The organism is Paraburkholderia sp. D15 (assembly GCF_029910215.1).
Taxonomy (GTDB): Bacteria; Pseudomonadota; Gammaproteobacteria; order Burkholderiales; family Burkholderiaceae; genus Paraburkholderia.
This window is the reverse complement of record NZ_CP110396.1, coordinates 3025652-3039401: the sequence shown is the minus strand read 5'-3', so window position 1 is coordinate 3039401 and position 13750 is coordinate 3025652. Positions and strand designations below refer to the sequence as shown.

The 13750-nt window shown below is 57.2% G+C and carries 10 protein-coding genes and 1 pseudogene; 4 read left to right on the top strand and 7 right to left on the bottom strand.

Annotated features, from left to right (window positions below; translation table 11 throughout):
* Positions 1 to 961 precede the first annotated feature (961 nt).
* Positions 962 to 2497, top strand: coding sequence for a hypothetical protein (locus LFL96_RS33330; RefSeq protein WP_281002150.1), 1536 nt, complete (start codon positions 962 to 964; stop codon positions 2495 to 2497).
* A gap of 58 nt (positions 2498 to 2555) precedes the next feature.
* On the opposite strand, the pseudogene LFL96_RS33325 reads toward LFL96_RS33330, so the two are convergent.
* Both LFL96_RS33325 and LFL96_RS33320 read right to left on the bottom strand, forming a co-directional pair.
* Positions 2556 to 3617 (bottom strand): annotated as a pseudogene (locus LFL96_RS33325) (nitronate monooxygenase).
* Positions 3618 to 3768: 151 nt separating this feature from the next.
* Positions 3769 to 4677 (bottom strand): LysR family transcriptional regulator, encoded by a 909-nt coding sequence (locus LFL96_RS33320; RefSeq protein ID WP_281002149.1) that lies wholly within the window; start codon positions 4675 to 4677, stop codon positions 3769 to 3771.
* A 244-nt stretch (positions 4678 to 4921) separates the two neighbouring features.
* Between LFL96_RS33320 and LFL96_RS33315 the strand changes: the two genes are divergently transcribed.
* The 3 genes from LFL96_RS33315 (at position 4922) to LFL96_RS33305 (ending at position 7601) form a co-directional block, all read left to right on the top strand.
* Positions 4922 to 5905, top strand: a complete 984-nt coding sequence (locus tag LFL96_RS33315) for a DUF1852 domain-containing protein (RefSeq protein ID WP_281002148.1) — start codon at positions 4922 to 4924, stop codon at positions 5903 to 5905.
* Between the two features lie 26 nt (positions 5906 to 5931).
* Entirely contained in the window at positions 5932 to 6960 is a 1029-nt protein-coding gene (locus LFL96_RS33310) for a methionine synthase (RefSeq protein ID WP_281002147.1), read from the top strand.
* 140 nt (positions 6961 to 7100) lie between these two features.
* Positions 7101 to 7601 carry a flavin reductase family protein gene (locus tag LFL96_RS33305; protein ID WP_281002146.1) on the top strand — a complete coding sequence of 167 codons (501 nt, stop codon included), beginning with the start codon at positions 7101 to 7103 and terminating at the stop codon, positions 7599 to 7601.
* 45 nt (positions 7602 to 7646) lie between these two features.
* On the opposite strand, the gene LFL96_RS33300 is transcribed toward LFL96_RS33305, so the two are convergent.
* From LFL96_RS33300 to LFL96_RS33280, 5 genes are all read right to left on the bottom strand, one after another.
* Entirely contained in the window at positions 7647 to 7877 is a 231-nt protein-coding gene (locus LFL96_RS33300; protein WP_281002145.1) for a type VI secretion system baseplate subunit TssF, read from the bottom strand.
* Positions 7868 to 9454, bottom strand: a complete 1587-nt coding sequence (gene tssF / locus LFL96_RS33295) for a type VI secretion system baseplate subunit TssF (protein ID WP_281002144.1) — start codon at positions 9452 to 9454, stop codon at positions 7868 to 7870. Before tssF ends, LFL96_RS33300 begins: the two co-directional genes overlap by 10 nt.
* Positions 9455 to 9611: 157 nt before the next feature.
* Positions 9612 to 9869, bottom strand: coding sequence for a PAAR domain-containing protein (locus LFL96_RS33290; RefSeq protein ID WP_281002143.1), 258 nt, complete (start codon positions 9867 to 9869; stop codon positions 9612 to 9614).
* Between the two features lie 19 nt (positions 9870 to 9888).
* Positions 9889 to 11361 (bottom strand): virulence factor, encoded by a 1473-nt coding sequence (locus tag LFL96_RS33285; protein WP_281002142.1) that lies wholly within the window; start codon positions 11359 to 11361, stop codon positions 9889 to 9891.
* Positions 11358 to 13748, bottom strand: coding sequence for a hypothetical protein (locus LFL96_RS33280; RefSeq protein WP_281002141.1), 2391 nt, complete (start codon positions 13746 to 13748; stop codon positions 11358 to 11360). The genes LFL96_RS33285 and LFL96_RS33280 overlap by 4 nt, the downstream gene beginning before the upstream one ends.
* Positions 13749 to 13750 lie beyond the last annotated feature (2 nt).

Genomic DNA, 13750 nt, shown 5'->3' with positions numbered 1-13750 from the left:
GATGCATTGCCGCATTCCCAAGTATCAACAATATATAAACCATGAAAAAGTAGAGAGAAACCTTTTTCATGAAAAACAATAGAATTCCCGAAATAAAAAGCACGATAGGAGGAAGAAATTTAAAAAATAATTCGACAAATGGGTAAATTTGAGCCAACTCCCGAACTGCGCCAGGATTTTTAAGAATGGCGATGACAATCCCAAGATATTGAAGCATGCAAATAGCCGCTATGATGCAGACCGCGATTGGCCGCTTTGTTTTATTCGATGGAGTAGCAGTCATATTTTCAGAAAATTTATCGAACAATTCAAAGAAAGACAAGCTGAACCAATGCAATAACGGCAGAATCAAGGAAGTTCTTTAGGAAAAAAATTTCGTCGATTCGACCGCGGGCATTCAATGACCGCTCCTGGCTAGAATTGAGGGGGAAACCGCTTGATTGCACTTTTTCAGCATGTCCTGATCAAGCCCCCCAAGCCCATTGGCGGGCAACGTTGATCAACTTCACTGTCGACACCGGACCATTCACCTTGCCATGAATCAAGGTTCGGCACTTCCGAACGTACGGAACATGACCAGAGTAAAACAGATGGGATAAAAACAGCGACGACTACATTTCTTAATCGACATGCCGGCAACCACCAGATACAAAGTGCTCGCATGCGACAGACTCACTCGCGTCAAGTCCCATCAGAGGAACAAAGCCGCCCCATCACTCGTATCCTCGAACAAAGCAAGCTATGCGCGTGGTCACCCTCGCTGACCATAAAGACATTCCGAAGTTTGCCGATAGATACGTTGCAACGATAGGCAAGCACTGCGACCTGCCACGCTGCAGCTCGCCCGACCATTGATCTCCATTTCCCGGCACATTGCGCATGGCAATTGCCAACTCTATCGAACATGCCTCCCCTTCGCCAATTCGCCGTTTTCGCTGCTGGCTGCTTGACCGTAGTGAGCTTGGGCAGCACACCGTTGGCGGCGCATGCAACAGCTCCCGAGTATTCGCCGCAGTCAGTACAGGGCGCCCCCGCGTCCGCCAACCCGTCCAGAACACTGGGAGACGCCCGGGCGAAGTTAAGCATCGGCGACTACAAAGGTGCAGAAGTCGACCTGCGGGCGTTCCTTGGTTCGCCGGACATCGATCGCGCGCCACCCCGCTTGCGGTTCGCGGCGTACCTCGGACTATCGATCTGTCAGAATGCCAATGGCGAATCTCAGGGCGTGTATGAAAGCGTGAGCCGTGCCGGCGATGTCGCGCCGGAGCTCCGCAATTTTGAATACTGGCAGATGCTCATGGCCGCGGCGGTAACGACAGGCCACAACTATGTCGCCGCCGAAGCATTGAGCGCGGCGCTGCGAGCGGACCCCGTCAAAGCACAGCGCATCGATATCGGGTTGATGTGGACGATCATGGATGCCACCCATGAAATGAATGACGGCGGTTATCACCGTCATCTGCTCCAGGCGGCACTGTGGCAGGCAGCCTATCGGCCCGACGACGCAGCGCAACGCGCCGGTCTGCAGTCCTTCTGGGCTGAACTCTTCGAATACGATGTCGACCACGGCGAGACAGCTCAAGCCCAAAGCTATCTAACGGCGATTGTCGACCCGTACCAGATCGTGCGTCTTCGTGCGGACAACCGTTACAGACAGGCACTGCCTGGTGATTCGCGCTACGCTGACAACGACGTGATGAATCGCGGCTATCTCGACTACCTGCGCCGACAGGCGGCGGATCAGCCTCGTAGTATTGCCGCGCGGCAGTTGCTTGCTGAAGCGCTTCGTAACTCAGGTGCGCCGGTTGAATCGCTTGCCGTCATCGATGCCTCGATCGAAAAAATCAACCGTGCCCCTGCCGATCGGCCGCCCTTTGATGACCTGACCGACAATCTGCGCTGGATGCTGGATGCCCGCGCAAAGGCGTTGTCGCGGTTGGGTCGCTGGAACGAAGCCTTGTCAGCGGCCCAGGCCGCGCGTGACGAAGCAAACCGGCAAAAAAAGGACCTCGCCAGCCAAACGATAAACCTTGGAGAGATGCTCAATCGACTCGATCGACCGCGAGAGGCGCTTCGTGCAGTTCGAGGTCTGGACCAGAACACTGCCAGCGAATACGGCATGACGGAGTTCGCGCAAGTGAAGGTATGCGCCTACGCGCAAATGGGCGAGAAGGCAAAGGCACGCGCCGCCGTTGACGCGCTGCTCGTGAATTCGAACCTCGACCCTGAGTCCGTGCGATCGGCACTGTTATGTATCGACGATGAAGATCGCCTCGCTCAGGTAATCGTCGGACGCCTTGATGACCCACTGACTCGCAACTACGAACTCGCTGCGGATCAAGCTTACGCGCCGACGCCTAACCCAACGCCTTTTCTCGCGACGATGGCACATCGGCTGAATACGGTTTTGCATCGCCCCGACGTGCGCGCTGCACTTTCACGTTATGGCGTGGTCGAGTCCTATCCGCTGACGTCGCCCGATTATGGCGTTTGGTGAAAGCGCCAGGAGAGCCCGCCGGAGGGCGGAGCACCGAGAAATCGCCGAACATGTCCGGTCATCGGCACATACTGGCGTGCGTGATCCGTGAGCATTTCAGCGCGTCCTCCCAGAGCCGGCGCGTTAGCACCCCCGCCTCTTCCTCGCGCGCCAGTGCCGCCGCCTCACCGGCCCAGAGCAGCGAAAAATCGCCGCGTCCGCTTTGTTCGAACGCGGCGCGAAGCGGATCCACCGCGCCAGTCGCCAGTGGAAACGCGGGAGCGACGTCGCTCATCGGCCCTTATTCGAGCATGAAGCGGGTCATCAAGCCGCGCGCCGGCCGACCGGTGTAAAGATTGGTCAGCCTCGTCATGTCGTCACGCGCCGCACGCAAGGCTGCGCGGTGAATACCGGATCTGTCGGCCTGAGGGGTGAGCAGATAAGCCGTTCCTATCTGCACAGCACTTGCGCCGAGCGCGAAGGCTGCTGCAATCCCCCTTCCGTCCGCAATCCCGCCCGACGCAATGACGGGCACACTCACCGCATCGACGATCTGCGGCAGGAGCGCGAACAAACCGGGCTGCGCATTGATATCGCCGGTCAGAAACATGCCGCGATGACCGCCAGCTTCCACGCCCTGCGCGATGATCGCGTCGACGCCGCGATTCTCCAGCCAGCGCGCCTCTTCGACCGTCGTTGCGGACGACAGAATCACTGCACCGGTGTTCCGGACGCGGGCAAGCAGAGCCTCGTCGGGTAACCCGAAATGGAAGCTGACGACGGGTGGCCTCGTCTCCTCGATCACATCGCACATGGCCTCGTCGAAAGGCGCCCTACCTGGTCCTCTGCGGACTGCGGACAGATCAAGACCGATTTCCCTGTAATAAGGGGCGAGTAAGTCGTGCCATTTTGCTTCGGCTTCCTCGTCCGGGCTCGGCGGAGTGTGGCAGAAGAAATTGACGTTGAACGGCGCCGACGTTCCCGCGCGAATCGAGGCGATCTGTTCGCGTAGTTGCGCCGGGGTGAGTGCGGCACAGGCTAGCGAACCCAGACCGCCTGCCTCGCTGACCGCGATCGTGAGAGGACTGAAAGAACCGACCATCGGTGCTTGAATGATGGGGAGGCTGGAAGGCAGTGTCATTGTCGTGTTTGCAGGAAGGCTGACGGTGTTCACAACGGACCTGGCAGGTATGGGCGGTGCGACATCCTGCTATTTGAGTCGTCTTTTTTGGCCCGTGCAGGGAAGCGGTTTTTGATCTCGCGATCAGTTTTGTTCATCTTCTCATGCAAGACTAGTCTCGCATCTTCGCTTCCGCCCATTTCCACTCCCGCGCCGCCTTCACAAACGCGGCAAGATAATCGATGTCGTCATCAGTCTTGCGTGTGCCGAGGAAGATCTGCTTCGCGATACCCTTCTTTCCAAGTTGCACGGGCGTGAGCGGCATCCAGCCCGCGTATTCTTCCGCGAGCCAGCGCGGTAACGCCGCCACGCCGCGGCCGCTCGCCACCATCTGCAGCATGATGTCGGTCGTCTCGATCACCTTGTGGCGCTTCGGCACCCTGTTCGCGGGCGTGAGGAACTGCGTGTAGATGTCGAGCCGGTCCGTTTCGACGGGATACGTAATCAGCACCTCGTCCGCTAACTGCTCCGGCGTGACGTACGCTTCTCTGGCCAGCTTATGGTCGTCGCCGACCACCAGCACCTGCTCGTAATCGAATACCGGCTGAAAATTCAGCTCGGGCTTCTTCAGCGGATCAGGCGTGACAAGCACGTCGATTTCATAGCCGATCAGTGCGCCGATGCCGCCGAACTGGAAGCGCTGCTTCACGTCGACATCGACATCCGGCCAGCGTGCGAGATAGGGCGACACCACCTTCAGCAGCCACTGATAGCACGGCGCGCATTCCATGCCGATTCGCAACGTGCCGCGCTCGCCCTGCGCGTACTGCTTCATGCGCTCCTCGGCGAGTTCGAATTGCGGCAGCATCCGGTTCGCGAGGCCCAGCAGGTACTGTCCGGCCTGCGTAAGACGCATGGAACGGCCCTCGCGCGTCCACACCGGCGTACCGAGTTGCTGCTCGAGCTTCTTCACCGCATGGCTTAGCGCCGACTGCGTGAGATGGAGCGTATCGGCGGCGGCCGTGAGCGAACCCTGCCGCTCCACTTCCCGCACGACCATCAGATGACTGCGATCCAGCATTGCTCACTCCATGAACAAATTTAATGTTTGCATGAAATAAATCCATTTTCATTCATGCAATGGAGACTATATCATCGCTTTCAGTCACTTTTCTTCCGTGGGCACTGACGCACATGGCCACCGTGCAGATCAACGCGCAACGCGCCATGAGCATGACTAATGGTTGCATGAAATCCATTCATGCCCGGTTGGAAAACCAGCGAAGAAAAGCAGGAAGTTTTCAGAAATCAGGGTGCAGAATAAAATGAGTAAAGATTTCACATTTGCCATCAACAGCATCTGTTTCGATGAAGATTATCGCCCTTCCGAAAACACGCGCATAACGACTAACTTTGCGAACCTCGCGAGAGGAAATAGCCGCCAGGATAACCTGCGCAATACCTTCAGGATGATTGACAACCGCTTCAATGCGCTGGCGCATTGGGATAATCCTGCGGGCGATCGTTACGCTGTCAAACTTGAAATCATTTCCGTTGGAATGAACATTGAGGGAGAAACCCGGGGCAACGTACTCCCTTTGATCGAAATATTGAAAACGAATATTGTCGATCAAAAGACCAATGAGCGTATTGAAGGCATTGCGGGAAATAATTTTTCCTCTTATGTGCGGGATTATGATTTCAGCGTCGTATTGCTGGAACACAACAAGGATCGGCCTGGGTTCAGCACGCCAGAAAATTTTGGCGACCTGCACGGAAAGCTGTTCAAGTGCTTCGTCAATTCCGACGTTTATAAAGACCACTTCTCCAAGCCCCCAGTGATATGTCTGAGCGTTTCGAGCAGCAAGACCTATCGCCGGACTGCCAACCAGCACCCTGTATTGGGCATCGAATACCGGCAGGACGAATATTCCCTGACCGACGAATATTTCGAAAAAATGGGTTTGAAGGTTCGCTATTTCATGCCGCCGAATAGCGTCGCACCTTTGGCATTTTATTTCGTTGGCGAACTGCTCGTTGACTACACCGATCTTGAGCTTATTGCCACCATCAGCACGATGGATACCTTTCAGAAGATTTACCGGCCTGAGATCTACAATGCGAATTCTCCGGCAGGACAATCCTATCAGCCGAGTTTGAAGCACCAGGATTTCTCCCTAACCCGAATTGTTTACGATCGGGAAGAACGTAGCCGGCTGGCTATCGAGCAGGGAAGGTTTGTCGAGGAGCAATTTATCAAACCATATCAATCCATTCTTGAGCAGTGGTCCGCTGATTACGCTCTTTGACTAACAGAAACGCAAGGTCGCCTACCGTGAAAAAATTGCTACCCACTTCGACTGCCGGCAGCTTGCCTAAACCCTCCTGGCTTGCAGAGCCCGAGAAACTCTGGTCACCCTGGAAGTTGCAGGATCAGGGGTTAATCGAGGGCAAACAGGATGCTTTGCGCTTGTCGCTGCAAGAACAACAAAATGCGGGCATCGACATCGTCAGTGACGGCGAGCAAACGCGCCAGCATTTCGTGACCACGTTTATCGAACACCTCAGCGGCGTCGATTTCGAGAACCGCAAGACCGTGCGCATTCGCGATCGCTACGACGCAAGCGTGCCGACGGTCGTCGATGCGGTCGCCCGGCAAAAACCGGTTTTCGTGGACGATGCCCGGTTCTTGCGCCAGCAAACCAGCCAGCCCATCAAGTGGGCTTTGCCGGGCCCGATGACCATGATCGATACCCTTTACGACGATCACTACAAGAGTCGCGAAAAGCTGGCCTGGGAGTTCGCAAAGATCCTGAACGAGGAAGCCAAAGAACTGGAAGCGGCCGGCGTCGACATCATTCAATTCGACGAGCCCGCATTCAATGTCTTCTTCGACGAGGTGAATGATTGGGGCGTCGCGACCCTGGAACGGGCGATTGAAGGTCTCAAGTGCGAAACCGCCGTGCATATCTGCTATGGCTATGGCATCAAGGCCAATACGGACTGGAAGAAGACGCTGGGGTCGGAGTGGCGGCAATATGAGGAAGCCTTTCCCAAGCTGCAAAAATCCAGTATCGGCATGGTTTCGCTGGAATGCCACAACTCGCACGTTCCCATGGAACTGATCGAACTCATTCGAGGTAAGAAGGTGATGGTGGGTGCCATCGATGTGGCATCGAATACCGTCGAAACCCCCGAGGAAGTCGCCGGCACGTTAAGAAAAGCACTTCAATTCGTGGATTCCGACAAGCTCTACCCTTGCACCAATTGCGGCATGGCGCCGCTGTCGCGCGCAATTGCGAAAGGCAAGCTGGAAGCATTGAGTGCAGGCGCGGAAATCGTCCGCGGAGAACTCTTGAGCTAGTTCCGAGCTAAAGCTGGAACTGGTACTTGATGAATTGAAGGCTGGGTGGATTTCGGGGAGTACTTTGAAAATGCTTCCTGAATCCATCGGAATATGCCGTCTTGACATCTCCGAGCCATACCCCGTTTTGCCATCCACTCATGTCACATTCCAGCACGGCCATCGAGCCTGTGAGTTTTCGCGAATCGCTCGGGCACTACGCATCCGGTATCACGGTGATTACGTCACACGTCGATGGCGAGCCGATCGGCTTCACTTGCCAGTCTTTCTATAGCGTGTCTATGAGCCCGCCGCTGGTGTCGTTCAGCGTCATGTCCAGTTCAGCCAGTTATCCGAAAATTCGTCGGGCGGGCCGATTCGTCGTCAATATCCTGTCGGACGAGCAAGTCGGCATTTCAAACCAGTTCGCGCGACGAAGCGCGGACAAATGGCACGGCGTCGAATGGCAGGAATCGCCGCTAGGTAACCCGATCATCGCCGGCAGCCTTCACTGGCTCGATTGCGAAATTTACGCTGAACATGCCGCGGGCGATCACCTGATCGTGATTGGTGAAGTGAAAGCGTTGGACCTGAAAGAAGCGGCGGCTGCGCAGCCGTTGCTGTACTTCAGAGGGCAATATTGCAACATCGCCGGCGCATAGCGTTTTTTGAGTGCTTACGCCCCCCAAGGGCGCACGCTCACAAAATCAGATCATCGGAGTCTGCCCCGGCAATTGACGACCGCGCGCCAGTTCGGCGCCGTTCTGTCGTGATATCAGAACCAGTTGCGCGAAGCCGTTTATTGGCGCGTATCGCACGAATATGCTTTCGAGCACGCGCAAGAAGGTGTCGATGGCGTGACCTGAGAAGGCCGCTTCATCGATCGTCAACCGTACGCGGATACCCCGCACGATCATCGGCGACGGTTTCATCGGCATCCACGCAGTCGCCGCCTCTCGCTGCAGCCCACGATCCCTTCAATATGCCGCGCAGCGAGTGAGGAAGGCGTATTCACGTGCTGGTTGAGCAGCGCCTTTAGCGCAGGCAATCCCGACTGGTCGAGGCTTACCGGCCCGGCGGAAATCATCGAAATCAGCGTCCACACCCGCCCGCGGTTGAAGGTAACCGGCAGGCTCACGCTCGGACGCCGTAGCATCACGATCGCGCCTGTCAATGCCTTGTCCGCATGGACCAGGTCCCCTGCGGGATTGCCGAAAGAAAGCGACGACGGAAGATTGCGGTTCGTGCAGGTAAGGTCCACATCGATCTGCTCCGCGGATGACTGTATCAACTCTCCATCCCGGTCTCTCAGCGAGAGCAGTGTGTCTGGGCCAGCGATGAAATAGCCAGGCTTTGTATCGCGCTCGGCCAGCCAGTACAGCTCCCCGTCGTGGGACAGTGACTGATACGACTTGATAGGCGCGACCACCCCGCCCTTCGACGCACGAACGGCATCGACCGAATACACCGCGACGTCCGACGCATTCAATGCCTGCGGTACGATGGGATAGGAAGACATCGGGGTGTCTTTTGGGGAGACCGGTTCGGCAGATCGTCTGAACAGGTTGACGACCGGCGTGCAGAAGAGCCTGAAATTCGCGGCCGTCAGGGATTCCATTGCGCGCGCCGCCGCGCTGTCCCGATGAAGACCAGCAACGGGTAAATGCAAGCTCATTCGCTCGCACGGACCGGTCTTACTTTGAAGTGCCGCGAAATCGATGTCGATGAAGTCGAACCGGTCGGGAAATGCAAAATACTCCAACAGAAGCCGGAACGGCGACGGCCTGCCGTCCGCCCGTTCGATCAACGCTTCATCGCAACCGAAACCCGCCGCTGACACGGGGACGGCTGGCAGGTTGATCCAGTGCCCGTTACCGCTCGCTTCGACGAAAGCGACGGTAGCGCGTTGCAGCAGTGCGTCGATGGTCGCAGCAACCGCGTTTCGCTCCCCGTCCACGAACACGCGTATCGTTTCCGGCACCGCCGCGCCCAGCATGTGTCCCCGCGTGAAGCCGGCAAAGGTCAGTGTTATCACACCGGTCGTATTGGGCGGCAGTTGGACATTGACTGGTGCAGCAGCGTTAGGATCGAAACGCGCATGCTCGATACGCAAGGGCGCCAGCACCACGTCATGCGCTGTGCGAAAACAGTACTCGTTGACCCGGGTCTTGAGCTCGACGCCACGTTGAATCACAACGGGCTCCTTCAGACTTTCCAGTGCGTTGCTGCCCATGAATTGCGCAATCGAACAGGATGGAAACGAACGCAGGTACTCCGAATAGAGAACTTCCAGCAGCGCGCGAGTGAACTCAGGAATCTCGTCGTCGATACGAGCGGCGCTTGCCGCATTGAGCAGGGCCGCCGACTGGATTAGCCGCTCGACGTGTAGATCCTCCGAATGATCGCCTGATATCGCCAGCCGCGCCGCTGCTTGAGGAAAACGCTCGGCGAATTCGCCGAGCGAACTGCGCAGGTGTGCCAGTTCGCGTTCGTACTCAGATAACAATTCGTCCATCGGGGAGTGCATTAAAACGAGTACGGACACAGAAACACTGCATCGCGGGAATGGGAAAAGCACGCCGACGCGTTGCGCCCGGTGAGGGGTTGCGCGTTGGCGCGTTGTCTGCGGGATCGTGAATCAAGGCAGATTGATGCGGATTGCTACCGGAGCATCACTCGCGCCCGGAAGACGGTAAGCTCGATATCAGCGTCGCGCCGCATGATGTTTTGTGGCCGTCGAAAGCGCCCGGCTCGTCGTCGACGATAAAATCCTCATCGCCATCGACGATCACGCATTTTCCGTGAAGAGGACAGGTACAACGATCGCCCTTTCGGGAAACTGCCTTGCCCATGACTTCGCTGTGAGCCGCCCCGGTTTCTACGCGACCGCCGTGGGTATGCAGATCACCGACACGAATGATGCCTCGCATTTTCTTGTCCTCAGTGCGGTTAATACGAATAACCCTGCATGCGGTAATTCGTGTCGTAGCGACGTCCCCACCACGGCAGATAGGCGTTGTCTTCGCCGCGCGCGCGGAACCAGTCCTGCTCCGGATCGATCGCGGTGAGCTTCGACGGCGGCAGGACCACCACCGCGGTCGGATGATTCGGGTCCGTGGTTCCCGCGACCAGTGCATTGCCACCGAAGTGATTGATCCGCCCGATAGCGAGCGCGATGTCCGTGAGGGTCGTGCCCGCGCCCATGTCGCCGAGCAGGGCCGGCGTGTTGAACATCTGTTTCCCGTAGTCGAATTCCGGCAGCGTTTCGGTCAGGGTCTGCGAGAGTGAGACGAGGCGCGTCGACGCCGCTTCGCTGCCCTTGCCTGCGTCGTGCACGACGAACTGGAGACTCGTGGGATCGACGTTCGCATTCTGGGCAGCCTGCGCAATCGTGGCTTTCCACGCCTGCACGGCGCGGGTCGTGCCGACCTTTGCTTCGTAGTCGCTGACGTTGCCCGTCGCGGTGCGGCCGATCCAGGCGAGCGGTTCACGCTCGGTTTTCAGGTCAGGGCCTGCGAGAAACAGCAAGGTCACGTTTTCGTTGATCTGCTGGTCTTTGGGCGGGAAGCTCGGCGCGTCCCAGTTCATTACCCACACGCTTTCCTGCGGATGCGTTTGCAGGTAATCGAGCGCTGCGTTCAGCGACGTGAAGCCAGCATTCGCGCCGCCAACGTGCACTTGAATGTCAGCAGGCAGATCCTTGCTCCACAGATCCTTTGCAGACTGATTCCCGATTTCAAAAAAATTCTTTATTTGATGGGCCAGATAGGACTGGGCTTTTTGAGGATCAAGTCGTCCCGGAATCGCCAGTTCGACATGAATGCCGGCCAACTCTCTCCAATGGCGGCGATTGGAAGATTGAACAGTGTAAAAATAACGCTGATTCATCACATACTTCGTATCAAACAAAAGAAGCAATTTGTCGACGTATTTTTCATAAAATCCCTGGAATGTTTCCTCTCCATGCACACCATTCGCAATGCCTGCGACCGGCTGAATCGTCGTAAAACTTTTCGGGTCCGTCCTTACCATATCATCGTTTTTGTTCGGCTTGACAAGCCCGATCGTCCACAGCAATTGCCATTCAGTCGGATAGTCCCGCCGCTGCAACGGATTCATCCATTCAAGGCCCACGACCTGCGCCATAAACGGTTTTGCAGATACGGCGGAAGTTTTAGACGTCGCTCCGCTGAGCTCTGCGGCCTGTGCAGTCGATCCCGCCCAGGCCGTCGCGAACGCCAACACGGCAATACCCGCCAGCAGCGGTAATGCGACAAATCGTTTCATGCTTTCTCCGATATTCCAGACATCCATGTCATTTTGATAGTAATGCGCCCTGATGAGCAGCGCACTTGTCACCAGGAGAACGGTAAAAAACGTCACCGTTAAGCGCCTCGGCCAAGTCGAAATTAAAGACTTCATACGGCCTCCCCGACGACCAGAATCTTGCCGCCTTCACGTTTATCACCGATTTCAGATGGCAATTCTGCATCGCTATCACTTTTAATCCAGTCTTGCAAAAACTGCCCATTTATTTTCCCAGCTTGAAAATATTGGTAATAGACGAGATTTTGGTTGCCCTGCGCCAGCCCATCCCCAAGTCGCCAGTCCGCCTCGATTCTGAAATCATTCATCTGCGCTTCCGATAACCGACAAATCCCGATCGCCACATCGTAGGCAAGCGCCTTCTCGGCATGCATGGCGTTCGTCATGATGGTCGAGTGATTCGTCGGGTTGTTGATCGCCGTATCGAGAAGGTGCGTAATCTCTTTATCCCGCCATTCCTTGTAGCCATCCGGCATCTGTGCATCGGGACCCGCTTCACCGATCACTACCCCGTTCTTAACCCAGTCGGGATTGTTGTTGTGCCGCGCTTCCATCCGCGTGATCGCGTGGTCCTCATAGCGTTGTCCGGCTTCCGAATCAACGTCGCCCTGCGGCTTCATCTGATCCTGCAATATCGTGTCCTGGGTACTCGGCCGAAAAACGTCGTAGGGATCATCCTTGCAGCCGGACTTGTCCTTGCTACGGTACGAGGCAACCGGATCGTTTTCCTCATTGAAGTCACTGGTGGCGGTTCCGTCCTGCACGTGAACCACGCTATTAAAACGCATGGCTTGCGGCGTGAACGACTCGGGCAAGGCCGGCGCATCGCAGACCACGTACCAGTCCTTCGGCGGCTCGCCGTTCGCACGCGCGAGTCCAAAACTGGACGTTGCCGTCGTGACCACGTAAAGCACGGGCGCGGATGCCACGGCCATGATTTTCGCGACCCAATGTTCATTGGCGCGCAGATTCTTGACCAGATTGAAACGTGCGGGTGGCGACGTCGGATAGAAGAACTGCGTGGTCGAACCCTTGCCGTGGCGCCAGTCATCCGCCCATGCGCGGTAGACACCGGGCATGGCCGAGGTCGGGATCGCAGCCGGGACTGAGGCCGCCTGCTCGCCGACCTTGAAGCCGCTTGCGAACACCCGCTGCGTGAACAGGCTGGAACCCTTGACCTTCGCCACCTCTTCCGGGTGCAGACCGCGCCAGCCCATACCTTGCACGGGCGCAGCAGAGATCACCTGGTCATGCGGGCACGAATACAGCGTCACACGGCCATACGTGTGATTCTGCACACCGTAGCGCTGACGATCGGCATCCGGGTCATAAAACGGCTTGCCGTCTGGACCGGGGTTATGGTTGGCCATCATCATCCGGAAATTGAACGGATCACGTTGATCTTCGCGATCTTTGCTATCGGCGATCAAGGCGAAGAATTTCTTCAGCGTATCCGCTCTCGCCGTGCTTCCCACCCGGCCGCGGTTACCTTGCGAATCCTTGTCCAGGCGTTCCGTCCACACCTCCATTGCCGGCGAATTGTCGCCGGGTATCGTGCCCAGCAAGCTGTACGGCGGATTCGCGAGTACGTAGGAGTCGGCCACGCACCGCACACCCGCATCCTTCGATAACCGGTCGCCGAGAAAAGCGGCGGCGAGACCCACCATGTTTCCCTGACTGTGGCAGATGACCGTGACCGGCACGTCCGGCTGTGCCTTGCGGATCGACTCGATGAGTTTGGCCAGACGAAGTGCGGCCATCACGTTGTAGGCGCGCGGCGGTGTCTCGAAGATCGGCCGGTTGGTCGGATTGACGCCCTGAACGTTAAGGAACCCGAAGATGCGTGGGTCGACGCCAAGATTCCACAGATCGGGCAAGCTGCCGCATCCGTTCGCGAACGGACCGCCGCCCCAATAGTCCTGCTCGTTGAGGAATATCTTGTCGCCGTAACGCTTGAGGTCGTCCTTGTTTGCCTTATAGCCCCAGCGGAAGTGGATCACTGGTGAAAAGGTGTCGCCGGTCGGCTGAAGGTAGTTGCCGGACCAGAGCTTCGGATTGATAAAACCATCCTCGGTGAGACTCCCCGTGTACTGCATCGGCGCCATCTGTCCGGCCGCCTTGCCGGTATACATCAGGTGATCATCCAATCGGCCGAGTCTCCGATTCAAGCCTTTGCACAGCCCTTCCTCTGCGGCCTTGAACCATTCGCCCTCCGAATTCACGCCATGCACGAAGATCACGACGCCCGGCAAGGGCATCTGCAACAGGCACAGGAATTTCGACTGACTGAGTAGCGTCACGCCTTCCCCGCTTGCGACCACATAGCGATCCGATGCGCTATCGCTATCGCTGTCGCTATCGCCCGCGCCGGCCGGCGACGAGGCAGGCGTACCCGGATCGAGCGCGCTCCCCGCTTTGTTTATTGCCGGCGTGGCCCGGTCGCTTGCTGATGTACCCGGCGTGGTGTCGATGATGCCCGTCATAC